This is a genomic window from Massilibacillus massiliensis, from assembly GCF_900086705.1.
Classification (GTDB): Bacteria; Bacillota; Negativicutes; order FLKF01; family FLKF01; genus Massilibacillus; species Massilibacillus massiliensis.
Genome location: NZ_LT575483.1, coordinates 1,600,823 through 1,625,314 on the forward strand (window position 1 = coordinate 1,600,823; position 24,492 = coordinate 1,625,314).

Genomic DNA, 24,492 nt, shown 5'->3' on the forward strand with positions numbered 1-24,492 from the left:
ATGCGTTTCCCCTTATTTTACTTGTACTGTATCCGCCGCATTTCCACGAATCACAGTGATTTGATGAGAACTTTTAACAGCATCTCCACGTGGCGGTTCTATCGCCAGAGGTGCTGCTTGCGCTTGCATTCGATCCGGATAAGCAGACCGTGGCACATTTTCAGTAACACTGCTTGCCGTTTTTTCCGGCTTATCTTCATCTCGTGCAAGCTGTCGATAAAATTGTCTGTTCATCAAAATAAACGTATTTTTCGGCTTAAAGGGTCTTAATGCCAAATAAATTGTTCCTTGAGACTGCGCTGCCGCAATTTTCACGACATCTTCAGGAGAGACTGCAATGGTTGCTGTCGTTAACTGCTCTTTTGCATTTTCTTTCTTCCCCTCCGCTACTTCATGCTCTTTATTAATTGCCAGCAACAAAATATTTTGCAGGAGGATTTCTCCAGATATTGTATTCTTACTCAATTTATCACTAATCAGCATGATATCCACATAATCGCCCGGTTTTGCAAAGCCTGAAACACCGGTAATATCTGTAACCGGAATGGAAATCGCTCGTTTATCATCAGGAATGGCACCGATAAAGCCCTCCATTTTACGATTAGAAAATAATTTTTGTTCTGTCAGAACATCCCCCTGTAAGATTCTAAATTTCGCTACTTTGCCAATTACAGAGCTAAGATCGATGATTGCATCTGCCTGCATCACATCTGCTGGCAGATGTACGACCTTCAGCATATCTTCTCGTATTATGGTTCGTTCCGGAATATCCACAGTCGCTACAATCACGGTTCTCAAGGTTTGGGATTTTTGTACAGGTTCTGCCTCCTTGCCTGCTAGATATAAATAAATTACGATAGTTACAATGATACTTGTGACAAAAGCCAACAGGAGTAACTGCTTTGATGTCATCTTTTCTAGTTTTTCCGTGAAATTTCTCGGTAGTTCAGGTAAATTCAACGTACATCCTCCCGTTCAAAATACACATAAATTTATAATAAATTCCGTCCTCGCCCTAAATAAAATTACATATTTTTACAATATGTGCAAGTAAAAAAACCTGATTACATAAAAAGATACAAAAACTTGTACACATCGTATTATGCAACCAGGCAGTCATAGAATAGATCTTTAGACCCACGGCTTTGCGTCCCCACCTTTCGATAAGTTTGCTAACTGTTTTATCAATATGAAAATTTCCAAATTTTATTAGATAAATTGTTTGTTAATAAAATAATACATCATTGCCTATAAACAAACAAGTACTTAAAAGTTAAAAAAATGTTAAAAAATTCATTTATTTACAAGCTCATAAATAGTAAAATATCCCAATATGCTTGAAAACGTTAGAACTAACTTTGTTTAAGTTACAATTTTAAATTTAAATTTTTATTTCAAAATGAATCTTTAGTCCTAATTTTATTGCAGTATTATTTTAGATTATAATATAGTAAAAAGGAGCTTTACTTTTATGCAAAGGCGGCGTTATAAATGATAGAAATTATCTCTTTCTTACTCATGTTCCTTACTTTTTTTAGCTTCGTTTATTTGATAAGTCATATATCCTCTGTAGCTATGCAGCAATATTTAAACAGTGCGTCAGCCATTTTGAACGCTCCAGCAAAATTAGTCCATACACCAAATATTCGAACCTATTATTTTTTATTTTGTTTACTTCCGCTCTATGGATTCGCCGTTTATCGAGCACTGACTCCAATAGAACTGATCGGTAATTGGATTTTTATTACCTTCATGATATTTATCAGTATTATGGACTTTGAGCAACAAGTCATTTTAGACAAAGTTCTCGTTCTAATATGTTTGTTTGCTTTTCTTTTCACGCCTTTTTTAGAAGCAAGTCTTTTAAATCGATTGCTTGCAGCAGTTTTGGGCAGTGGAGTTCTGCTATTCCTTGCTATCTTAACTAAAGGCGCAATTGGTGGTGGCGATATCAAGCTGTTATTTATCTTAGGCCTATGGCTCGGCATAGATAAATTGCTGCTAACTTTGTTGTACGGATTCATTGCCGGCGGGATTGTAAGTGGGATTCTGCTGCTGCTTAAAATGAAAATGCGGCATGATAAGATTGCTTATGGGCCATATTTTGCTTTAAGTGCAATTTATTTGTTTTTATCTTAGAAAGTCAATTGCTAGTAAGTAAATTTTCCCAGAAAATGTCGAGGACGCAAAGAAAAACTGCCACACGTTTAGTGTGGCAGCCCATCATAATCTCAATGATTATATTGATCTCAAAGTATCACTGCGTCATACAACATTTATTTCGTTACTCCTCTACAAGGTATCCAATCGAGTTTCAAACTTTGTTCGTCCTTGTCAAATACAGCCTTCATCTCATTCAACGTAACAGCCCGATTAGCTAATTGGGTTGACAGCTCCACACTTCTAAAAAATTTAGAACACCTTACTTTTTGATAGGAATCCAAATTTCGCACCTATACTCCGGTGAATCTATGTCGCCTGGTGGATAGACTTCAATCTCAGGTGCACAATCATGTTCATATCCAGTCGCAGGCAGCCACTCTGTAAATATCCTTCGAGTAAGCGATTGTATTGCATCCGGTAATACACCGACCGATTCAAAAACAGCCCAAGTTGCCGATGGTATGGTTTCCGAAAGATATCCATCTGGAAGAGGCTCTTTTAGATTTTCCACTGCAATCATATACATAAATTCATTTTTATTTATATGAAAATCTTTACATATACCTAAAACACCCCATTTTCCAGCTTTAGAGGCAAGCCATTCACACGTTCCATCTTCCATACATTCGTGCCAAAATTCAGGTATCTGTTTAAAGTTCTCTCCATTTAGCATAGATATTTTTCTTTGTTTACCAACTACCGTGAAACTTTCTTTCTCACCAATTTTATAATTCATATTTTTATCCCCTTTTATCGAAATATGAAAAGAGAGTTTTGGATATGCTTTGAGGTATACCCCCGGCTTTCGTGCTGCCGTGGGACTCATTCCATACATTTTTCCGAAAGCTTTGGCAAATGCTTCTGGTGTTTCATATCCGTATTTATAAGCCACATTGATCACCTTCTCACCAAATATAAGGTCTTGTGCCGCAAGCGTCAATCTTCTTCGACGTATGTATTCAGCTACCGTAATACCAGTTATCATATGGTACATACGTTGAAAGTGAAACGGAGACGATAAAGCAATTTCTGCAACCTTCTCAATATCAAGTTTCTCCGTAATATTTTCCTCAAGATACTCTATTGCCGCATTCATTCCATCAAGCCAATCCATAAGTTCTCTCCTCCCTTTATATTGTAAATAAAAAATATAAATTCATCCTGTTTTTAAATGCTCTTTGATGACAGAATTAAACTTCTTTAACAGCAAACACCGGTTTGATCTTGCAGGTATTCTTCTTATTATTGAAGCCACTACTCTTAAAATCAAAAGTGCTTTCATAATCTATCATCGATAAAAATAAATAGTAAATTTTACTTTAAGAAGATTATAACATTAAAAATTCATCTCATTAAATTTAATACGCCCAATAAAAAAACCGGTCCTTTTGGCATTGCCCAAAAGAACGAAAAGGCTAGGCCTCAAGCCTTCAAAATACTTGAAAAATGATCGGCTTACTAAAATTCGCAAACTCACTTCGTTCAGACAAGCGAATTTCTTAACGTAAGCCGATCATTTTTCATCCTTCGGAACGTATTTTTCCGGAAAAGGCCGGGAGAACGAAAACAAAGCAAAAACTGCCACATTAACGTGCGACAGTCAGATGGCACAACAAAGCAACTCATATTCACAAAAGTGAATATGAGTTGCTAAAATCGGTTCCACTTATAAACTAGTACGAAGATAGGTTGCCGGTTGGCGAGAAGTATTCAGATGCTAGGCGCAACATGGGGATACGAAGGAGTCGTACTCATGTACGTCGACGAGTAGCACCTTGTTGCAACGACGCAGATGAGTGCTTATCGCCGACCCGCGGCCTATCTGTCCATATGTCTGTCTATACTATTTATTTTATCACGCCGCCCTCAACCACAACATCATCTGGGTTTACAGAGTCACCATAAATCGGTTTTAATGTTTCCTCAAAGTTTTTGTGGAAAAACTTTTCTTCGCCGAGTTTCGTTAATTCTGTATTAATCCAATCACGTAATTCAGTATTCCCTTTCTTTACAGCTGGCGCGATCGCATCAAGTTCACCTAATTTCGTAATTCCAGTTACAAAGCCTTTATTCTCTCTTGCCCATGCAAATACCAATGTATTATCATGTGCAAGTGCTGCACCGCGTCCATCTTTCAACGCTTGGAAAGCTTCTGTATTTTGATCATATTTTAATAATTCAATATCTGGATAATTCTTTGCAAAATAGGTTTCTGCTGTTGTTCCTTTATTAACAATCAATTTTTTCCCTTTTAATTGATCTACACTCGTAATTGCTTCGCCCTCTGGTGAAACTACACCAAGTGCAACTTTCATATATGGATTGGCAAAATCAACTTTCTCTTTTCTTTCTGGTGTTACAGTGAAATTCGCTAAAGTAATATCCACTTTATCCGCTTCAAGTACTTCTACACGACTCGCTGCTTCCACCAAAACGAATTCGACTTTGTTTTCATCGCCAAGCAAATCTTTTGCTAAACGTTTTGCAAGATACACGTCATACCCTTGATTTTTACCGTTTGCATCAACAAAGCCAAATGGAGGTTTATCACTAAATACTGCAACACGAAGTTTTCCTCTTTCCTTAATTTGCTCGATTGAAGATTTTTTTGCAGTCTCTGATCCACATCCAGCCAAAACTCCTAAGGAAAATACAAGTGCTAAAACAAAAGATACCGTTTTCATAAATTTTTTCATCTTGCCCACTCACTTTCTTCGTTAAAATTAAATATATTTAAAAAGCGCTTTGCACGCTCAGTTGTTGGCTGGCTAAAGAATTCTTTAGGGGTTGCCATCTCAGCGATCCGGCCTTCGTCCATAAAAATAATTCGATCAGCTACAGCCTTGGCAAATGCCATCTCATGCGTGACAATCACCATCGTCATCCCTTGCTTTGACAATTCCAGCATAACATCCAGCACTTCTCTTACCATCTCGGGGTCCAGCGATGCTGTAACTTCATCAAAAAGCATAATTTCAGGATTCATACACAATGCACGCACAATTGCTACTCTTTGTTTCTGTCCCCCTGACAACTGTCTGGGATACGCATCTCTTTTATCTAGCAATCCGATGCGTCCCAGCAATTTTTCCGCTTGCCCAATAACTTCTTCTTTACTTCGCCCTTGCGCCTTCATCGGTCCCAATAAAATATTTTCCATAATACTCATATGTGGAAATAAATCATAACTCTGAAATACCATCCCGATCTTTTGACGAATCACATGCCATTTTGTTTTATCGTCATTGATCAGTGCGCCTTTCAGTTTGATCTGTCCAGATTGAATTTCTTCCAAACCGTTTAAACATCTAAGCAACGTACTTTTTCCACAGCCGGATGGTCCAAGAATTACAACGACTTCACCTTTATGCACATCAAAACTTATATCTTTTAATGTTTCTACATCATCATATCGCTTATGCAAATGACTAATTTCCAATAACTTTTCCTGTGTCTTCTCGCTCAATTTAGTTCCTCCTTACCTAGATTATTCTTCCTGCCACTTCATCTCCAACTTCTTTGACCAAAGAGATATCGGATAGCAGACGATAAAATATAAACAAAAAATAGCTGCATAAATCCAAAAAGATGCTGTTGGTGTTTTTAAAATAGAGACCTCTATAATTTGCTGTCCCACCTTCAAAACTTCTACTACACCAATTAAAACAACCAATGAAGTCGTCTTGATCATCCGTGTAGCTAAGTTTATTGCTGCCGGGATCAGCCTGCGTACAGCCTGCGGAATGATAATATAGCGATAAATCTGTAAATCTGTCAAACCTAAGGCTCTGCCGCTAGCTCTCTGATGCGTTGGCAACGAAGTCACTGCACCACGAACGATATCTCCCATTTCAGCAGTTCCCCATAGAGAAAAGACAATAATAGAAACCACTTCAGGACCTAAATGAATACGCAAAACTTTCGTAACACCGAAATAAAAAATAAATAACCACACCAGAATAGGAATAATGCGAACCGCTTCCAGATAAAATCTGGCGATCCATTGAATCCATTTATTTTTCATCGTCATCACGATGCCAAAACCAATCCCCAATACGGCGGAAATTACAATCGCCAATAAGGCAATTCGAACTGTTATCCACAAACCACCAAGTAAACGCAGCAAATTACTGCCTTCAAAAATCACATTAATTCCCAAATCCTGCATGGCGCACTTTCCTTTCAATAAACGACAAGAATAGTGATAATGGTAACAATAAAATTAAATATGCTCCTACTAATAAGATCAACGCCTCTGTCGTTTTGTAATACATACCGATTAAGTCTTTTGCGACAAACATTAAATCAGCCAATGCAATTGCACTTACAATGGATGTCTCCTTAATAAGAAATATCGCATTTGCACCAATTGCCGGAACTGCAACTGCAAAAGCCTGCGGCAAAATCACGTAACGCATAAGTTGCCAGCGACTCAGCCCAATGCACAATCCAGATTCAATTTGAACTTTGCTTACTGCTTCCAATCCACTTCGAAAAGCCTCCGCCATATAACTGCCGCCAAGGAAAGCCAACCCAAAAACAGCACAGCTATAGGCTTCAAATTTCATACCAATCTTTGCAAAACCATAATACAGAAAAAACAATTGAATCAAAAGTGGCGTGTTCCTCGATAGCTCAATATATAACTGCACCAAGGGCTTAAGAACCCTTACTTTATAGTAGACGATTAAGCTGCAGATCAGGCCGATCACCAAAGATAATATAATTCCAAAAAAAGAAAGCTGCAAAGTAAATTGTGCCGCTTTGGCATACATCGGAATACTTTTTACAATAAAATCAAAATCCATCTTGATCATTCCTAACGATTATTTATCACCTATAAAACATATTATATAGATATGTTTTTGTTGCTTTATTTATTGTATTCTTTATTTTTTATTTTGTCAATACTTTTCATATATGTTTAATATGTTTTATATGGTAAAAAAGAGATTGTTGCAATAAGAATTTGTTTGCAACAGGGGGGGTCCTTTTGGCATTGCCCAAAAGAACGAAAAGGCTAGGCCTCAAGCCTCCAAACTACTTGAAAAAATGCCGACTTACTAAAATCCTTAACTCGCTTCGCTCAGACAAACGGATTTCTTAACGTAAGTCGGCATTTTTTCATCCTTCGGAACGTATTTTTCCGGAAAAGGCCGGGAACGAAAAGAAGCCGCCGCACTTTTAGCGCGACAGCCAGTAAACATAATAAATTTTTATATTGATAGATTATAAAATAGCTGAAACCCGTTCCACTTATAAACTAGTACGAAGATAGGTTGCCGGTTGGCGAGAAGTATTCAGATGCTAGGCGCAACATGGGGATACGAAGGAGTCGTACTCATGTACGTCGACGAGTAGCACCTTGTTGCAACGACGCAGATGAGTGCTTATCGCCGACCCGCGGCCTATCTGTCCACAGCTTGCCACTATTTCAATTTTAATGAATCCATCAAACTTGGCAAATTAACTTCAAAATTCACACCAAAGCGTACATCGGTGCCTGCCGCTTTTGTCCAAGCAATACTTTTGACCGTAAAATCTACAGCGATTTGTGTTGCATGGTCTAAACTTATCCCATTGAGTAACGCTCCAAGCAATGCACTGCCGAATACATCCCCTGTTCCATGATAATATCCTTCAATACGATCAGCAAGCGCATAGCCCACAATACCTGTTTCTTTATCATACGTAGCTGCCCCAAGCTTCTTATCATCGAAATGTACACCGGTCAGGACAACTTGTTTAGGACCTAAATCCGCCAATTTCTTCATCAAGCCTTCAATATATGCCTCTGTATAAGGGCCTTCCTTATATTCTTCCTCAAGCATCAATACGGCTTCTGTAATATTCGGAACAATCACATCCGCTTTTTTGCATAAATTTTTCATACCTTCAGGAAAACTTTGCGGAAACGATTGATAGAGTTTGCCATTATCAGCCATAACCGGATCTACGAAAACCAAACGATCTTCATTCTTAAAATCATCAAAAAATTTCGAAACAATATTCAATTGCTCAAAAGAACCCAAGTACCCTGTATAAATTGCATCAAATTTCAGATCCAAGGTCTTCCAATGCGAAGCAATCGGCTGAATATCAGCAGTCAAATCATGATAGGTAAATCCTTCGAAACCGCCAGTATGCGTGGACAATACAGCTGTCGGAATTACACAACATTCAATCCCAGTCGCCGAAATAATCGGTGAAGCCACCGTCAATGAACATTTACCAAAGCATGATATATCGTGAATCGCTGCCACTCTTTTTTGTTTTAACATTACAGAACCTCCTAGAGCATTATAAAAATTTTTGCGGAAAATACGTAGATTGAGAAGATTTATGCATTCTATTTTATTGTTCCGCCTCTTGTCTGTCAATGTCAAAACAGGCATTGTATCGATACAATTCAGACAATATTTTTAAACCTAAAATGAAATCATTTTTTTATTACTTTTCCTGCTCGCACCCCCGTAAATACACCTTGATCTACCACAAGCTGCCCATTGACCAATACATATTCTATACCAATCGGTTTTTCATCCGGTTTTCCCTGATCCGGAAACTTCGCCATATCAGCCAATTTCTCAAAATTGAAGATTGTCAGATCAGCATCATGACCTACTTTAATTACGCCTTTATCTTTAAATCCAAAAGTTTGTGCCGGCAATAAGGTCGCTTTTCGCACAGCTTCTATCAAACTTAATTCTCCGCGTTCTCTTACCATTTCCTTAAAGTATTTCGGAAACGATCCTGCAATTTGCGGATGTCCTTCTCCTTTTCTATAAGTTCCTATATCCGTTGACGGCATCGCATAATTTTTCTTTAATGCTGCATAGATCTCCGATTTATTGCCGGTAAAGCAAATTACCGAATCATAAGGGGATTCTCTGCGCAGTTTAAGATATAAATCCCGATCCAAACGAGTCCCCGTATATTTGCCTGTCGCAACTACCATATCACTAAACCGCATTTCATTATCCGCAATCGTTTGCTCATCGAAAGTCGCCGTACCGATAAAAGTTGTCCAATCTGTATACATTCCACTATCTATTTTTACGCGAATTCCATTTTGAATTGCTTGGTCAACGATTTGGAGTGCCTCTTGCATAATCCCCGTTCCATATTGATAGACAAAATGAGAAAATAACAGCTTTACCCCTGTGCGTTTTGCTACAGTTATAACTTCAAATAGAGAATACAAATCATTTTGCGTAAATAACCGCGTATGAATTGGCATAACACGATCAAATTCGGCACAAATTTTTGCCAAAGCCGTAATTTCACGAAAGGATGCACCCGGCGCATAATCCAAGCCAAATGATACACCACACGCGCCTTCTTTCAGTGCATCGCGCACTAAATTTTTCATTTCTGTCAATTCATCTAGTGTCGCTTTGCGATAAGGATTTTGTATGCCGGCGGCCTTGCGCAGTGTAAATGAATGTCCGATCAGCTCGGCTTGATTAATCACAAACCCCTCTTGCATCTGACGATTGAAAAAGGCTTCGATACTTACAGGACTAAGACCGCAATTCCCGCCAACAGTTGTCGTAATCCCTTGACAGGCTGACAGTTCTCCACTATATGCATATCCATCCACATGACCATGCACATCAATAAATCCAGGACTTACAATCAAATGCTCTGCATCTATTGTTTTCGCTGCAACTAAAGCATCCGTCGTCATCCTTACAATTTTATCTGCTTTTATCCCAATATTGAGTTTTCTTGTTACTTCATTTTCTGTATCAATTATGGTTGCATGATGAATCGCAACATCTAACATACAAATTCATCCTATCTACTAAATATTACTCGAATCTTCAATACCAATAATACCACTTTTTTGTGCGAAAGACCGCTTTTTCCAATGACGAAGCCATCGCAAAAGTTCTTGTCTTTCTAACGGTTTCGGCGTACTTTCAGGCTTGATTTCAATGATTTCCCCTGCAAGTTTCGTCAAAGCCTTCGCTGCCGCGCTATCTGGATACGCTGCAAGCACAGTTTTTCCCGCAAGCTCACTCAACTCGATTTTTTGATCATAGTCTAAAAAAACAAGTTCTTTTAGATCAATTGCCTTTGCATATTCCGTTAATTGTGCTTTTGCCGGATAAGCATCTGCATAGTTTACTATGATAGAAATTGGTAAAATCTTATCTTTGCTTGCCCGCACGATACCGGCAAGTATACTATTGGCTGTCACAAATGCCGGAAAGCTCCGATCCGTCACTACAACACATTTTTGCATAACACCATCGCGCATGGGTAAAATATAACCCGTGCATGGAATATCTCCGGAAATGTCATATAAAATATAATCCAGTTCCAACTTCTCAATCAGGCCTTGATTTTCTAGCATTTCATCAATAATATGAACACCGCGCGCCATACAGCCAACACCTGGTTCTAAGCTCCCCAGCTCTAAACAATAGACACCTGATGGGGATTCTACAACATACGATTCAATTTCAATTACATATTTCTTACGATATTCTTCTAACACAGGCGTAATTTCAAAATCACCGCGCAATAGTAAAGTCGAACTCAAACTGATATCATTACCGATCTGCATGACTTTATATCCCTGCTTAACTAGCGCAGCACTCAAATTTGCCGTAATGACAGATTTTCCGATGCCGCCCTTACCCAAAAAGCAAATTCGTTTCGCTTCCTTCATTTGCTCCACCTCTTTAAACTAACATTTCTCGTCAAAATCTAAAAATCCTTTTCTTCATAGACTATGCGCACGCTCAAATTAAAGCCCCAAAAATAAAAAAACGGAGTTGTCACAAAGATTTACTCTGTGCCAACTCCGTTTTTATATGAGGGAAATACGAGCAAGCGATATTATTCAGCAAATAAAGCTGTAGAAAGATATCTTTCACCTGTATCTGGTAACAATACAACAATTGTTTTGCCGCTATTTTCAGGACGTTTTGCAACTTCTACCGCAGCAGCGATTGCAGCACCGGAAGAAATTCCTACAAGCACACCTTCTGCTTGTGAAACAGCTTTACCATATTTAAATGCGGATTCATTTTCCACTGTAATAATTTCATCATAAACACTTGTATTTAATGTATCAGGTACAAACCCTGCACCAATCCCTTGAATTTTATGAGGACCTGGTGTCCCTTTGGATAATACAGGGGATGTCGCTGGTTCTACAGCAATCACTTTTACCTGTTCATTTTTGGATTTCAAGTATTCACCCACGCCAGTTAAAGTACCGCCTGTACCAACACCTGCGATGAAGATATCTACTTTACCTTCGGTATCAGACCAGATTTCCGGACCGGTCGTTGCTTTATGTGCCGTTGGATTTGCTTGGTTGGTAAATTGAGAAGGAATGAAAGCATGAGGCGTTTCAGCTGCCAATTCTTCTGCTTTTGCAATTGCACCTTTCATACCTTTGACTCCATCGGTAAGAACAACCTCTGCACCATATGCTTTTAATAAGTTTCTTCTTTCCACACTCATTGTTTCCGGCATTGTAAGAATAATTTTATAACCACGTGCAGCCGCTACACTTGCAAGCCCAATTCCAGTATTACCACTTGTAGGTTCAATAATAACAGAATCTTTTTTAAGTAAACCTTTCTTTTCTGCATCATCAATCATTGCTTTCGCAATTCTATCTTTTACACTGCCTGCAGGATTAAAATACTCTAGTTTTGCTAAGATTGTTGCCTGTAAATCATTTTCCTTTGCAAACTTATTTAATTGTAATAAAGGAGTCCCACCAATTAAGTCTGTAATACTTTGATAAATTTTTGCCATTTTTAAAAACCTCCACATGTAATTTATTGAAATAAAATAATAAACTTACCTTACCAGATTTAAACCTCATAATCATTTAGAAAACATATATGATTAGTATGGTTTGAATTATATACCTCATTTTTTAATCTGTCAATAGTTTTAAGAAATAAAATTTAATACCTATCTTATAGGTATGTTATTGACAAGCAACTCCAATTCAAGTATGATAAAATAAAACATATATTATTAGTATGAAATGAGTGGTTTATATGAAAATTTCTGCAAAAGGACGCTATGGCTTAGCAGCTATGACACATATCGCCCAAAACAATCAAACCGGGGATCCCATAACAATCATCAGCATTGCCGAAAAACTTGGTATTTCTAAAATTTATTTAGAACAAGTTTTTTCTTTATTAAAAAGAGCTGGGCTTGTCCTTTCCATAAAGGGCGCACAGGGTGGTTATCAGCTCGCAGTTCCACCGCAGGAAATTACGGTCTTTGCCGTATTATCAGCAATTGAACTCGCTTTGTTTGAACAAACAGAATCGACTGTAAAAGAAAAAGCACCCGTTATTGATGAGGTCATGCAAATCACTGTTTTTAACACAATTGATCAAACCCTTGAACAAACCTTAAAGAAAATTACATTAACTGATTTAGTAAATGAAGTAGAAAAACATAAAGATAAGGATAATCTCATGTATTTCATATAGATCTAGTATATCTATAAATTAGGTTATCTATAGCAGGAAAAGCAAATTATGATCATTAAAGGAGAATAAAAATGAAGATAGACACACTTTGTATCCATGCAAATAAAATAGAACACAATCCAACTGGTGCTGTCAGCGTACCAATTTATCAATCTGCAACCTTTGCCCATCCCGGCGTAGGACAAAGTACAGGATATGATTATGCTCGTTTGCAAAATCCAACACGCGAGCATCTTGAAAAAGTCGTAGCCAAATTGGAAAATGGTTCTGATGCACTTGCATTTTCAAGCGGTATGGCAGCAGTTACCTGCTTAATGGAGATTTTCTCTCCCGGTGATCACATCATCAGCTCTGATGACCTATATGGTGGTGCGCATCGTTTGTTTGATCATATATCAACCAAAAATGGTTTATCCTTCGATGCAGTCGACACTTCCGATATTCATTTAATCGAAAAGCATATCAAGCCAAATACCAAAGCAATTTATATCGAAACGCCGACAAACCCAATGATGCATGTAACGGATATTGAAGCAGTAACCAAGCTCGCGAAAAAGCATCACTTACTTGTTATCGTTGATAATACATTCCTTACCCCGTATTTCCAAAAACCACTGGATTTAGGAGCCGACATCGTCATTCATAGCGGCACAAAATATCTTGGTGGACACAATGATACTTTATCTGGTTTTCTTGTGGCAAAATCTGCCGAAGTATCAGAAAAACTTCGCTTCATTTATAAAACAACCGGTGCTTGTCTCGGTCCGCTTGACTGTTGGCTGCTCATACGGGGCATTAAAACATTGGCCATCCGCATGGATAAACAAGCCAGCAATGCAATCAAAGTTGCGTACTGGCTAAAAACACAGCCAAAAATTAAAAAGGTCTACTACGTTGGTTTACCAGAACATCCCGACTATGAAGTTTCAGCTAAACAAGCAACCGGATTTGGTGCAATGATTTCTTTTGACGTAGACAGTGAAGAAACCGCACGTAATTTACTTGAAAAAGTAAATCTTATTCAATATGCAGAAAGTCTTGGCGGCGTTGAGAGCTTAATGACCTATCCAATGCTGCAGACCCATGCTGATATACCAAAAGAAGACCGTGAAGCAAAAGGTATTAATGAAACTTTACTGCGCTTATCTGTCGGCATTGAAAATGTAGATGACATTATCGAAGATTTAGCGCAAGCTTTAGCATAGGAGACGAGCAATGAAATATAATTTTGATGAAATGATCGATAGAAAAAACACCAACTCTCTAAAATATGATTTTGCAGTCGAGCGAAATAAACCTGCCGATGTACTTCCCCTTTGGGTTGCGGATATGGATCTAAAAACCCCGCTTGAAGTGCGCGAAGCACTAAAAAAATCTGCCGAACACGGAATTTTTGGTTATTCCGATGTGAAACTCGAATATTTCCACACACTGCATACATGGTTTAAGACGAACTTCGCTTGGGATACCAAGCCGGAATGGCTTGTAAAAACCCCCGGTGTAGTATTTGCAATCTGCACAGCAATTCGTGCCCTCACGGAAAAAGGTGACGCCGTACTGATTCAACGCCCCGTCTACTATCCTTTTTCTTTTTCCATCAAAGACAATGAACGCAAACTAGTAAATAATCCGCTTGTTTATAAGAACGGTCAATACGAGATTGACTTTGCGGACTTCGAACAAAAAATCATCGATAATCAAGTGAAGTTGTTTATCCTCTGCAGTCCGCATAATCCTGTTGGCAGAGTATGGACAAAAGAAGAACTCCTTAAAGTTGGCGATATTTGCTTAAAACACAATGTCATCGTTGTTGCAGATGAAATTCACGAAGAATTTATTTATGAAGGATTTCAACATCATGTGTTTGCAAATTTGAAACCCGAATTTAACGATATTACCATTACTTGCACAGCACCAAGTAAAACTTTTAATCTTGCTGGTTTACAAGTTTCTAACATTTTTATCGCCAATGCAAGCATTCGTCACCAGTTCAAAAAAGCCATGGATAGAACCGGTTATTGTGAATCCAATGCGATGGGACTTGTAGCTTGTCAGGCTGCTTATACTTATGGACGAGATTGGCTAGATCAATTAAAAACCTATTTAGCTGAAAATCTAGCTTTTACAAGAACTTTTTTAGCTGAAAAAATTCCACAAATAAAACTCGTTGAACCGCAGGGAACTTACCTCATCTGGCTGGATTGTTCTGGGCTTCATTTAACTGATAAAGCTCTCGAGGATCTTATCATCAACAAAGCCAAACTTTGGCTTGATGCCGGTACGATGTTCGGCCCTGAAGGCTCCGGTTTTGAACGCATCAATATTACCTGTCCAAGAGCAACACTCGAAAGAGCTTTACACCAATTAGAAAAAGCAGTCAACGAATTATAAGCGCATCATAGTAGCCCGAGCAAATTTTCCAATTATTAGGTCTGTAAAATTTGCATATTGTAATGATTTTATTTACTTTACGTATAAAATCTACTATAATGAACATATACTAAATAAACCAAAAACGCCCTGTGCTTGCAGGACGTTTCGGTTGAGTAAGTGGGGTTTACCTGCAGAATTCAAATAGCGCGGCTAACGCTAAAATGAACTTGCTGGAAATTGCTAGCTTGAGTTTACCAAATTCCAGTTGCAAGGAAATCACCTCCTTATTCAGTTTTAAGGACGTAGCGTCAACTACGTCCTTATTTTATTATAGATGATTTCAGCCAAATTTTACAAGTCAACTTATCTTACGATACAAAAACAGCTTTCCTCCATACTGGAAGAAAGCTGTTTTCATTTTCACTCGTGGGATTCAAACGCACAACGTTATTTTGTTTATATCCTTACTTTAATCTACTGATATCATTCTTACTTTTTCATGTACCGCCATTCCTTACGAGCTTCATCATAGCTCCATTCACCGCTTGCAACGCGTTCTTTAACTTCTGCCTTCTTTACAGGCTCTTGCTTAGGAACTGCTTGCTCCACTTGCTTTACCACTGGCTTCGCTGCCTCTTTTACAACTGCAGTTCGTTCAGGGGGTTTTTGCTGAAAAAGTTTTGCATCCATTTGCAGCTTTATATGCTGCTGCGTGCTTTGAGAAACTGGTTCGTAAGTTGTTTCACCTAAAACTACATGTAATAAAATAATTGCAGAACACACAATACTCAAGCACGCAACCACCAGATAAACGCGCCATTCTTCCTCAACTTTCAAGCCTCGCACATTAGCAATAACCTCACGAACAAACGCAACGGGATTGCGATAACCGATCATTTTTATCACCTCATTATCAGCATGCCCGTTTTCAGTAAAAATTATCCAAAAACAAGTAAATAATTGCTACAAGAACAATATATGTAGTGACTCTGACAAAGATACACCAAATGAAAAATTTTACAATCTCTTAGATGCAGCATCCAGCCTTTCTTTATTCGCCATAAATATTCTTAAAACTCACACTCGTATAAAAATGCAGCAAAATATCCTTGTAACTTTTTCCAAGTTTAGCCATCCCATTTGCCCCATATTGGCATAAACCTACCCCATGCCCATAGCCTAATGTTTTAAAAACCAATTTATCTCCCTGTAAAGCTACCGTAAAATTCTCTGAACGCAAGCCTAATAAATTTCTGACCTCTTGCCCCTTAAAAGTCTTACTGCCAATCCGAATCTCTTTTACCCGCCCAGATTCAGTTAAACTCAGCACTTTCGTAATACTTTGATCACCACTCTGCACTGCCGCCACTACACCAGCATCTGCCCCCAAAATGGTTTCGATCTCGGACAGAGCAATCGACTTGGTATCACTATAACGCGGTGATTTTTCGTCCCATTTACACTCTACACTTTGCAGATAAGGGTAATCATAGCCCCACACTTCTTTGGCACTGGCAGTACGCCCAGCGCTAGTAGAATGAAACAATGCGTGAATAGGTTTGTCCTCATAAACCAGAATTTGTCCCTGTGTCGCTTCTACCGCTTTGCTGATTTTTTTCCAATACGCCTCGTATTTTCTGCCCCAACGCTCTTTCAGCGCACTTTGACTCAGCCATGCTTGATTCTTCGTATAATCGGTACTTACATCCGCATCTGGATGATCACTGACGCCGCCACCACCAAATTTACGCATATTCTTAACTGCATAAGTCCTAGCAGCAACAGCTTGTGCCTCCAATGCAGCTTCCTCGAATTCAGCAGGCATCTCAGCCCCCAGTACACCTTTCACATACTCCTCGAGCGACATCGTTTCCACTGTATCTTTTTCATGTAAATAAACATGAATCATCATACTTTCTAATTTTCCACTCCCTTGCCCCTCGGTATCGCTTTTTTGAACCCCCATAATAAGCATCATTACACTTGGTATTCCGATCACCAATAAAGCTACTAGTCCCATTGCCATGCCCAGTAGCTTTTTCACAAAACCGCCTCCTCCAATTTTATCTTATGAATTAAGAATATGCGAAAAATCATTTTATATGACAGGCTATAAAATAAAAATAATATGAAATTCCTATCGAAATACAATCTTTTCTACTTGCTCTAAACCTAAGTTTTTCAATATAATAAAGAATATATAAAATGATAAGGAATCAGGCTGATACTATGGGAAAAAGCACAACAAAATTATTTGATTTGGAGACTTATCGTACACTTTTAGAATACAACGGAGATATCCTATTCGAATGGGATTTAGAAACCGATCGTTTTTTTGTTACGGCGAATTGGTTTGATATTTTTGGCTATATGCCATCAAGCTATAACTTCAGCCGAGAAATCGAAAACTCCACAAATATACATCCAGATGATCTTCATAAATTTAAAGACTATATTAAAACGATTTACTATAATCAGCATGATTTAGCAAATAAAAAATTCTTCTCTAAATTAGAATTACGCTTTCGCAATAGTTATGATGCGTATGTCTGGTGTAAAGTTAGTTTAGCAACCGATTTTTCCAGTCGTAATCTCCCCTATAAAATATCCGGTATAATTACAGATATTGATTTTGATAAAAAACAATGCGAGACTTTATTAAATCAAGCACAAAAAGATCTATTAACCGGTCTTTATAATAAAGTAACGACGCAGCAATTCATTGAAGAATGTCTTCAACAGCATACGTCTTCTAAACATGCACTTCTCATCATTGACATCGACGGTTTTAAAGCCATCAATGATACCTTCGGGCATCTATTCGGTGATGCCGTTATCTCCGATTTAGCTACGACGATCAAAAGTAATTTTCTTGATTCCGATATCGTTGGGCGCATCGGCGGCGATGAATTTATGGTTCTTATGAAAAATTTTGACCAAGCGAAAAGTTTACAGCAAAAATCACAAAATTTAATTGATGCATTACGTCGTTCCTATATTACAGATCGGAAAGAATATCGGTTATCCGGCAGCATTGGCATTGCCATCTATCCAATACATAGCAAAACATTCAGTGAACTATTCAGTGCCGCCGATCAGGCGCTATATTATGCAAAAGGAAACGGAAAAAATAGATATATCATATACGCTAAACAATTGCCCAAAGTCGATTATCAAAATCCTCGTATCAATCACGATGCGAATCTATCCCAGGGTAAGAAATCATTTCACGACAATTTACCAGAATATATTTTTAAACTTTTATATAGCTCCGTAGACAGCACGGCTACAGCTAAAATGCTTTTAGAATTGCTTGGTAAACATTTTAATGTCAGCCGCACTTTCATTTACGAACGTAGTAAAAATGGAAATCACTATACAATAACTTTTCAATGGTGCAATCAAAATATTACCCCAATCAAACAGGCGCTAAAAATTTTACCAGCAGATAAAGTAGAAACTTTTTATACCGAACAACAACAGCAAAACTTGCTCAATTGCAGTGATATTACTTTATTACCTGAAAAACAACGCAAGCACTTTGCTAAAGAAAATATCAAAGCCTGTCTGCACAGCAGAATCATCGAGAACGGCATTCCCAAAGGCTGTATTGGCTTCGATGAATGCACTCTAGCACGTAAATGGACAACTGAAGAAATCGATATTCTGACAATTACCGCTGAAATGTTGGCAACTTTTCTACTCAAAAAAAATTCGCTAAAAGGCCTAAAGAAAACTAAATCCTACTTATTAGATATCTTACATCATGTAAATGCTTGGCTCTGTGTAGTCGATCGCTATACGCATGATATTTTATTCATCAACAGGAAATTAAATGCAGATCTTTGTCAGCACAAGCATGGTAATACATGTCACCAAATTTTTCACAATCGCGAAACCCCCTGTATAGATTGCCCTATGAAACGACTGTCTTTAACCGATCGACATACAACAAAAGAAGTATATAATCAAACCACTCGCACATGGCAAAAAGTAACCATCTCTAAAATTAATTGGGATGATTATCCAGATGCATGTCTGATACAGATTGATGATATTTCCGCACAAAAAGAACTTGAATTTTTGCCAATGAATTAAAGAGCAGGGCTGTTGCATTAAATAGTATTTATACACCCTTTAGTCACTCTATAAATACATAGGTATCCTTTTGGCATTGCCCAAAAGAACGAAAAGGCTAGGCCTCACACCTCCAAAATACTTGAAACAATACCGACTTACTAAAATCCTTAACTCGCTTCGCTCAGACAAACGGATTTTTTAACGTAAGTCGGTATTGTTTCATCCTTCGGAACGTATTTTTCCGGAAAAGGCCCCGGGAATGAAAAAACTGCCGCATTAAAATGCGGCAGTCAGCCCGTAAGCAAAGCGGCTCGTATTCACATAAGTGAATACGAGCTGCTAAACCGTCCGTCCCACGACTTATAAACTAGTACGAAGATAGGTAGCCGGTTGGCGAGAAGTATTCAGATGCTAGGCGCAGCAAGGGGTTGTGAAGGAGTCGTACTCGCGTACGTCGACGAGCAGCCCCTTGCTGCAACGACGCAGATGAGTGCTTATCGCCAACCCGCGGCCTATCTGTCCCTATGTTCCGAGCTCATCTGATTACCTTTTCGATATGAATAATCAAATACATCTGTTCTTCTTTGGTTAATTCGTATTCATATTCTTCTGAAATCATTGCCTTAATTTTCTTTACACACTCATATGTATCAACATATTTTTCGCTCATCGTATCAAACATTTCATCATCTTTATCCGGATAAATTTTACCGCTGAATAGACGTTGTGCTAAAAATTTTAAATGTGTAATAAAACGGCTGTAATTGATAGATTCATCATCATATTCAATTTTGAAATGATTTTTTACTGTAGCCAAAATCCCCTGAATCACTTTCGTGACATCGACGATGTTATCTAAATCCCCATTTAACTCTGCATTTACAAAGTGAAGTGCAATAAAAGCTGCTTCATCTTCCTTTAATTCAATATTACATTGTCTTTCGATGATCGCTAACGCCTTTTTCCCAATCATAAATTCTTCTTTATAAATATGCCGGATTTCCCAACGCATCGCATTTTTCAATTGAAAACCATAGCTTTCTCGACCAATGACACGATAAATGTGCTCCGTTAACGTTACGTAAATACGATCATCTAATTTTTTTGCATAGGTTTCTTTTGCATAGTCAATGATTTTTGCACTTAAAAGAATATACTCTAAAGCAATTTCTTTCGCAACTTGTTTAAAACGTGCAACTGCATCCGTATTGGAAAAAGTAAAAATTTTCTGTACTTTATTTGCATCAGGCAGCGAATCCCCGTTTTTCAAACGAAAAGCAATTCCTCTCCCTACAACAACATACTCTTGCAACTTTTCATTTAAACAAACAACGGCATTATTATTTAAAACTTCCTCAATCTTCATCTAAACACCTCTTCAACAATATAATCTAAATCTACGGCACAAATAAAAATAAGCACCATAACTTTTTTCGTTATGGTGTTGCCAGCATTACAAGCAACACCAATATGATATCAACCCATAACTTTTTTCTTTTTTATAACCTACACGATTTGCGTGACTTTTTCATGTAATGTTATTATACTTTATTTTCTTTTTAATACGCAACGTATTCCCTTTTTTATTTTCGGTAAAACAAAGCACTTTGAGCAATTTAAGCATTTCGATTTTTCCTGTCCGTGCAAGAGACGCTGTACAATATCCGGTTCACAAATAAACGGACGACTCATTGCAACCATATCAATTCCACTTTCCAAGACTTGCTCTATATCTGGCAAAGAACGCACGCCGCCCACTAAAATAATCGGAAGTCCAGGCACAGCTTTCTTCAAACGCGCAATTCTATTGATATAATAATTTGTCGCCGTGCGCGGTTGAGAAATAAAATCGACACCGCTGAGTTCAACTGCTTCAATTCCTAAAGTTTCAAATTCCTTTAACATGTAAAGAAGGTCCGCCTCATATGCATCGTCTTCCGTTCTTGTGTCATTATTGACTTTTACAAACAGCGGAAAATCTTCACCACATCTCGCTCTTACGTCCAAGAGGATCTCACGAACAATCCGAAACCGATTTTCTAAGCTCCCGCCATAAGCATCTGTACGATGGTTAAACGTTTTATCAATGAACTGTGACAATAGATAACTATGTGCAACATGAAACTGCACCCCATCTAAACCACTTTGCTTTATACGATAAGCAGCCTCGACAAACTGTTTTTTAATCATACCAATTTCTGCAAGCGTCAATTCTCTGGCAACCTTGCCTTTTTTAAGCTCAGCTGCGGATACCCCTGCCAAATCCTCGTGATTTACCGCACGCGGTCCAGCATGATTAATCTGTGCAATAATTCTTGCCTGATAAGGTCTAACGAGCTGATGTAATTTCTCAAATTGCGGAATAAATGTATCATCATAAATTGCAGTTTGGTCTTCATTTGCCATACCTGTTGATGAGACACTGCAATGCCCAGTAATGATGAGTCCAATATCATTTTTTGCGAGTTCTTCATACATCTCGTACTCTGCATCGGTCATTGTACCATCTGCATTTCCAAGAAAACAATGTGTTGCTGAACGCACAATTCTATTCTTTATTTTCATATGTTTTAATTGAATTTCTTCTAATAGCTTTGCCATAAATTAAGTGGCCCCCCAAACTACATCATCTCTTGGTATTATAACATAAGATGACGACTACCCAGTCATATTTTTTTATTATCCCTATTATAACATAAACCTTCATCATTGGATAAAAAAGGAGCCGTTGCAAAGAATTACAATAGCTCCTTTCTCTTATTTTCCTGTACGTTTTATATCAGCGCCTAATCCGCAAAGTTTATCTACCAGTTTATCATATCCGCGATCAATGTGATGCAGATAACCAATTTGTGTCTCTCCATCTGCCACAAGTCCTGCAAGTACCATCGCAGCACCAGCACGAAGATCCGTCGCTTTGACCTGGCAACCCGTTAACTTTCTCACGCCTTCAACAACAGCACTGCGGCCTTCAATTTTGATGTTGGCTCCCATACGTTTCAGTTCATCTACGTGCATAAAACGGTTCTCGAATACAGTCTCCGTTACCACACTCGTTCCTTCCGATACTGCTTGCATTGCCATAAACTGCGCTTGCATATCGGTCGGAAATCCCGGGTACGGTAGTGTCTTTATATCAACAGCTTTCGTTGGTCCATCGCAGCGTACGCGAATGCCGCTAATTTCCTCTTCAATTGTAACACCAGCTTCTTTTAACTTTGCAATCACTGGTTTTAAATGTTCGCTAATCGCATTCTCAATATATACATTTCCTCTTGTCATTGCCGCTGCCACCATATATGTACCAGCTTCAATACGATCAGGAATAATCGTATAGTTTTTTCCCTCTAAGCGTTTAACACCTTCAATTTTAATTACATTGGTACCGGCCCCGCGAATATTTGCTCCCATGACATTTAAATAATTTACTAAATCAATAATTTCAGGTTCATGGGCTGGATTTTCTAGAATTGTTTGACCCTCCGCCATACACGCTGCCATAATAATATTTTCTGTTGCGCCAACACTTGGAAAATCGAGATAAATTCTTGCGCCGGTCAATCCTTTCGGTGCTCTTGCTTCAATATAGCCATGACCGATTTTAATTTGTGCACCAAGTGCCTCAAACCCCTTTAAATGTAAATCGATCGGTCTCGTACCAATCGCACATCCTCCCGGCAAAGAAATTTTTGCATGGCCACAACGTGCAAGTAATGGTCCCATGATTAAAAACGATGCACGCATTTTTCTAACGAGTTCATAAGGCGCTTCACAAGATACAATATTTGTACTATCTACCTGCAGGGTATTATCGCCGTTGTTGACGACTTTAACACCAAGCTGACAAAGTACTTCAGAAATCGTACGCACATCCTCTAAATCTGGAACCTCTTCTAATAGACTTGGAGTTTGTCCTAATAAAGTTGCCGCAATAATCGGCAGCACTGCATTCTTTGCTCCACTAATCTTAACTGAGCCTTCCAGCGCTCTGCCACCATTTATGATTAACTTTTCCATTCATATCCTCCCGAAATCCACATACTCCTAAAATAACAAATCATTCATAGCTGACAAATTTCAGCAAATGCTAATACTCAATTGAAATTAACGGAGAACCCACAATTACATGGGTACGCCTATCATATTCATTATACCGCATAATCATATGAAGATTCACGATATCTTTCCCAGCAATCACCCGTTCTTCAATCGTCGGTGCAAACCCAGTATAACTAAAATAAGTTTTTGCATCCGTCTTTTTTATAGGGGTTGCTCCGATTGCATCAAAAGCATCCTGCAAGTATAATGACCACTCATCATTCCTTAGTTTACCATCAAGATGGCCTTGTAAGCAAGTGGTAATCGTCGGAGTTGCATGGAAATTTTGCACAATATTTTTAAATTTCGACTTTGCTTCAAGAATTGTCGATTCCTGCGGTGATTTTTCCTTATAATTGATTGTCAAATACGTTACACTACTTGTACTTTCTGGTGATATTATTTTACAAATGGTGATTTGCATTCTCTTATCTTCAAGATCAACGTTTGCCTTTACATCAATTTTTTCCGGACTTTCAGAAACTTCTATCGTATATACATCTTCCGAGAAACCCAATGCCTTCATAATTTCCTTCTCAATGCGCATAAAAATCGCAACATGTTCATACTCATTTGGCAGTTTTGCCCATACATTAAGATAAAACATATCCGCCTCAGCACCTGTTGCCTGCATAGCAGCACTTAAAGGTTCGTTTAGCATTACCGGAACATTTTGTGCTTTCCCCACAAAAATAAAATTTACACACAAGCTCAAAAGAATAATAGCTATACACTTTTTCATTTGCTAACCTCCGCTAAATTTAGTTTACTTTCTATTTTTACCATTATTTAGCTTCGGTATACAAAAAGGTGTGATCAAAAACGAACTTTTGATCACACCTTGCAAATTATAAATAAACCCGTACCTATATCAAGTCTTATTTATTTCTGATGAAAACTTTTTGTTGCCACTAGACGTGCTTTCGCACGATCTAATGCAGCATGTGCCCGTGCAGTATCAACTGAATCACTCTTCGTCTGTAACCGTTCAAAAGCCCTATCATATGCTTTCTGTGCACGATCCACATCAATTGCATCAGGCAATTCTGCGTTTGTCGCAAGAATTGTGATTTTCTTCGGCTGTACCTCGATAAAGCCACCACTGACTGCGATTAATTTTTCACCATCATCTGTTAACGCCCGAATTGGCGCTGGTACAAGCGCTGCAATTAAAGGTGCATGATTTGGTAAAATACCAAGTTCGCCATCTGTACTTCTGACAATCAGCATATTCACATCAGTAGCATACACGATTTTTTCTGGAGAAACAATTTCTAGCTTAATTGTATTAGCCATT

General features: G+C 38.2%; 22 protein-coding genes and 1 riboswitch. Of the genes, 5 read left to right on the top strand and 17 right to left on the bottom strand.

Annotation, left to right across the window (positions count from 1 at the left end; translation table 11 throughout):
- Window positions 1-12 precede the first annotated feature (12 nt).
- A complete protein-coding gene (cpaB, locus tag BN6559_RS07785; RefSeq protein WP_110954188.1) occupies window positions 13-960 on the bottom strand; it encodes a Flp pilus assembly protein CpaB in 948 nt (315 codons plus the stop codon).
- A 140-nt stretch (window positions 961-1,100) separates the two neighbouring features.
- A riboswitch (cyclic di-GMP riboswitch) is annotated at window positions 1,101-1,184 on the bottom strand.
- A gap of 307 nt (window positions 1,185-1,491) precedes the next feature.
- Here cpaB and BN6559_RS07790 point away from each other — a divergent pair.
- A complete protein-coding gene (locus BN6559_RS07790; protein ID WP_110954189.1) occupies window positions 1,492-2,139 on the top strand; it encodes a prepilin peptidase in 648 nt (215 codons plus the stop codon).
- Window positions 2,140-2,422: 283 nt separating this feature from the next.
- Here BN6559_RS07790 and BN6559_RS07795 read toward each other — a convergent pair whose 3' ends face one another.
- The 9 genes from BN6559_RS07795 to cysK form a co-directional block, all read right to left on the bottom strand.
- A complete protein-coding gene (locus BN6559_RS07795; protein WP_110954190.1) occupies window positions 2,423-3,277 on the bottom strand; it encodes an AraC family transcriptional regulator in 855 nt (284 codons plus the stop codon).
- Between the two features lie 733 nt (window positions 3,278-4,010).
- Complete coding sequence (locus tag BN6559_RS07800; RefSeq protein ID WP_110954191.1) at window positions 4,011-4,859, bottom strand: cysteine ABC transporter substrate-binding protein; 849 nt, start codon at window positions 4,857-4,859, stop codon at window positions 4,011-4,013.
- Complete coding sequence (locus BN6559_RS07805) at window positions 4,856-5,629, bottom strand: amino acid ABC transporter ATP-binding protein (RefSeq protein ID WP_110954192.1); 774 nt, start codon at window positions 5,627-5,629, stop codon at window positions 4,856-4,858. Before BN6559_RS07805 ends, BN6559_RS07800 begins: the two co-directional genes overlap by 4 nt.
- 21 nt (window positions 5,630-5,650) lie before the next feature.
- A complete protein-coding gene (locus BN6559_RS07810; protein ID WP_110954193.1) occupies window positions 5,651-6,331 on the bottom strand; it encodes an amino acid ABC transporter permease in 681 nt (226 codons plus the stop codon).
- On the bottom strand, window positions 6,312-6,971 hold the full coding sequence (locus tag BN6559_RS07815; RefSeq protein WP_199883842.1) for an amino acid ABC transporter permease: 660 nt from the start codon (window positions 6,969-6,971) through the stop codon (window positions 6,312-6,314). The genes BN6559_RS07810 and BN6559_RS07815 overlap by 20 nt, the downstream gene beginning before the upstream one ends.
- Before the next feature lie 621 nt (window positions 6,972-7,592).
- Window positions 7,593-8,444 (bottom strand): pyridoxamine kinase, encoded by an 852-nt coding sequence (locus tag BN6559_RS07820; protein ID WP_110954194.1) that lies wholly within the window; start codon window positions 8,442-8,444, stop codon window positions 7,593-7,595.
- Between the two features lie 158 nt (window positions 8,445-8,602).
- Entirely contained in the window at window positions 8,603-9,952 is a 1,350-nt protein-coding gene (locus BN6559_RS07825) for an N-acyl-D-amino-acid deacylase family protein (RefSeq protein WP_110954195.1), read from the bottom strand.
- Window positions 9,953-9,970: 18 nt separating this feature from the next.
- Entirely contained in the window at window positions 9,971-10,843 is an 873-nt protein-coding gene (locus BN6559_RS07830) for a nucleotide-binding protein (RefSeq protein ID WP_110954196.1), read from the bottom strand.
- 170 nt (window positions 10,844-11,013) lie between these two features.
- Window positions 11,014-11,946 (bottom strand): cysteine synthase A, encoded by a 933-nt coding sequence (cysK, locus tag BN6559_RS07835; RefSeq protein ID WP_110954197.1) that lies wholly within the window; start codon window positions 11,944-11,946, stop codon window positions 11,014-11,016.
- A 251-nt stretch (window positions 11,947-12,197) separates the two neighbouring features.
- Here cysK and BN6559_RS07840 point away from each other — a divergent pair, with 251 nt between their 5' ends.
- The 3 genes from BN6559_RS07840 to BN6559_RS07850 all read left to right on the top strand — a co-directional run bounded on the left by BN6559_RS07840 (window position 12,198) and on the right by BN6559_RS07850 (window position 15,035).
- Window positions 12,198-12,644 carry an RrF2 family transcriptional regulator gene (locus BN6559_RS07840; RefSeq protein ID WP_110954198.1) on the top strand — a complete coding sequence of 149 codons (447 nt, stop codon included), beginning with the start codon at window positions 12,198-12,200 and terminating at the stop codon, window positions 12,642-12,644.
- 71 nt (window positions 12,645-12,715) lie between these two features.
- Window positions 12,716-13,849, top strand: coding sequence for a trans-sulfuration enzyme family protein (locus BN6559_RS07845; RefSeq protein WP_110954199.1), 1,134 nt, complete (start codon window positions 12,716-12,718; stop codon window positions 13,847-13,849).
- A gap of 10 nt (window positions 13,850-13,859) precedes the next feature.
- Entirely contained in the window at window positions 13,860-15,035 is a 1,176-nt protein-coding gene (locus BN6559_RS07850) for a MalY/PatB family protein (RefSeq protein ID WP_110954200.1), read from the top strand.
- Window positions 15,036-15,506: 471 nt separating this feature from the next.
- On the opposite strand, the gene BN6559_RS07855 is transcribed toward BN6559_RS07850, so the two are convergent.
- Entirely contained in the window at window positions 15,507-15,914 is a 408-nt protein-coding gene (locus BN6559_RS07855; RefSeq protein ID WP_110954201.1) for a hypothetical protein, read from the bottom strand.
- 154 nt (window positions 15,915-16,068) lie between these two features.
- On the bottom strand, window positions 16,069-17,061 hold the full coding sequence (spoIID, locus tag BN6559_RS07860; protein WP_110954202.1) for a stage II sporulation protein D: 993 nt from the start codon (window positions 17,059-17,061) through the stop codon (window positions 16,069-16,071).
- A gap of 161 nt (window positions 17,062-17,222) precedes the next feature.
- On the opposite strand from spoIID, the gene BN6559_RS07865 reads away from it, so the two are divergent.
- Complete coding sequence (locus BN6559_RS07865) at window positions 17,223-19,115, top strand: sensor domain-containing diguanylate cyclase (protein ID WP_110954203.1); 1,893 nt, start codon at window positions 17,223-17,225, stop codon at window positions 19,113-19,115.
- Between the two features lie 517 nt (window positions 19,116-19,632).
- Here the strand turns inward: BN6559_RS07865 and licT are convergent.
- The 5 genes from licT to atpC form a co-directional block, all read right to left on the bottom strand.
- Window positions 19,633-20,463, bottom strand: coding sequence for a BglG family transcription antiterminator LicT (gene licT / locus BN6559_RS07870; protein WP_110954204.1), 831 nt, complete (start codon window positions 20,461-20,463; stop codon window positions 19,633-19,635).
- 182 nt (window positions 20,464-20,645) lie between these two features.
- Window positions 20,646-21,698 (bottom strand): oxidoreductase, encoded by a 1,053-nt coding sequence (locus tag BN6559_RS07875; RefSeq protein WP_110954205.1) that lies wholly within the window; start codon window positions 21,696-21,698, stop codon window positions 20,646-20,648.
- A gap of 156 nt (window positions 21,699-21,854) precedes the next feature.
- Window positions 21,855-23,114: a UDP-N-acetylglucosamine 1-carboxyvinyltransferase gene (gene murA, locus BN6559_RS07880; protein WP_110954206.1), complete on the bottom strand. Its 1,260-nt coding sequence runs from the start codon at window positions 23,112-23,114 to the stop codon at window positions 21,855-21,857.
- Between the two features lie 70 nt (window positions 23,115-23,184).
- Window positions 23,185-23,937 (bottom strand): YwmB family TATA-box binding protein, encoded by a 753-nt coding sequence (locus tag BN6559_RS07885; protein WP_110954207.1) that lies wholly within the window; start codon window positions 23,935-23,937, stop codon window positions 23,185-23,187.
- 140 nt (window positions 23,938-24,077) lie between these two features.
- The gene (gene atpC, locus BN6559_RS07890) at window positions 24,078-24,491 is read right to left on the bottom strand and encodes an ATP synthase F1 subunit epsilon (protein WP_110954208.1); all 414 of its coding nucleotides are present in this window, start codon (window positions 24,489-24,491) and stop codon (window positions 24,078-24,080) included.
- Window position 24,492 lies beyond the last annotated feature (1 nt).

What these genes read in the sequence shown, in the direction of transcription:
- BN6559_RS07825 (WP_110954195.1), bottom strand. Translation starts at nt 9,952, where the DNA reads ATGTTAGATGTTGCGATTCATCATGCAACCATAATTGATACAGAAAAT.
- BN6559_RS07795 (WP_110954190.1), bottom strand. Translation starts at nt 3,277, where the DNA reads ATGGATTGGCTTGATGGAATGAATGCGGCAATAGAGTATCTTGAGGAA.
- BN6559_RS07790 (WP_110954189.1), top strand. Translation starts at nt 1,492, where the DNA reads ATGATAGAAATTATCTCTTTCTTACTCATGTTCCTTACTTTTTTTAGC.
- murA (WP_110954206.1), bottom strand. Translation starts at nt 23,114, where the DNA reads ATGGAAAAGTTAATCATAAATGGTGGCAGAGCGCTGGAAGGCTCAGTT.
- BN6559_RS07820 (WP_110954194.1), bottom strand. Translation starts at nt 8,444, where the DNA reads ATGTTAAAACAAAAAAGAGTGGCAGCGATTCACGATATATCATGCTTT.
- BN6559_RS07830 (WP_110954196.1), bottom strand. Translation starts at nt 10,843, where the DNA reads ATGAAGGAAGCGAAACGAATTTGCTTTTTGGGTAAGGGCGGCATCGGA.
- licT (WP_110954204.1), bottom strand. Translation starts at nt 20,463, where the DNA reads ATGAAGATTGAGGAAGTTTTAAATAATAATGCCGTTGTTTGTTTAAAT.
- BN6559_RS07850 (WP_110954200.1), top strand. Translation starts at nt 13,860, where the DNA reads ATGAAATATAATTTTGATGAAATGATCGATAGAAAAAACACCAACTCT.
- BN6559_RS07800 (WP_110954191.1), bottom strand. Translation starts at nt 4,859, where the DNA reads ATGAAAAAATTTATGAAAACGGTATCTTTTGTTTTAGCACTTGTATTT.
- BN6559_RS07875 (WP_110954205.1), bottom strand. Translation starts at nt 21,698, where the DNA reads ATGGCAAAGCTATTAGAAGAAATTCAATTAAAACATATGAAAATAAAG.
- cysK (WP_110954197.1), bottom strand. Translation starts at nt 11,946, where the DNA reads ATGGCAAAAATTTATCAAAGTATTACAGACTTAATTGGTGGGACTCCT.
- BN6559_RS07855 (WP_110954201.1), bottom strand. Translation starts at nt 15,914, where the DNA reads ATGATCGGTTATCGCAATCCCGTTGCGTTTGTTCGTGAGGTTATTGCT.
- atpC (WP_110954208.1), bottom strand. Translation starts at nt 24,491, where the DNA reads ATGGCTAATACAATTAAGCTAGAAATTGTTTCTCCAGAAAAAATCGTG.
- BN6559_RS07845 (WP_110954199.1), top strand. Translation starts at nt 12,716, where the DNA reads ATGAAGATAGACACACTTTGTATCCATGCAAATAAAATAGAACACAAT.
- BN6559_RS07865 (WP_110954203.1), top strand. Translation starts at nt 17,223, where the DNA reads ATGATAAGGAATCAGGCTGATACTATGGGAAAAAGCACAACAAAATTA.
- BN6559_RS07815 (WP_199883842.1), bottom strand. Translation starts at nt 6,971, where the DNA reads ATGGATTTTGATTTTATTGTAAAAAGTATTCCGATGTATGCCAAAGCG.
- BN6559_RS07810 (WP_110954193.1), bottom strand. Translation starts at nt 6,331, where the DNA reads ATGCAGGATTTGGGAATTAATGTGATTTTTGAAGGCAGTAATTTGCTG.
- BN6559_RS07885 (WP_110954207.1), bottom strand. Translation starts at nt 23,937, where the DNA reads ATGAAAAAGTGTATAGCTATTATTCTTTTGAGCTTGTGTGTAAATTTT.
- BN6559_RS07840 (WP_110954198.1), top strand. Translation starts at nt 12,198, where the DNA reads ATGAAAATTTCTGCAAAAGGACGCTATGGCTTAGCAGCTATGACACAT.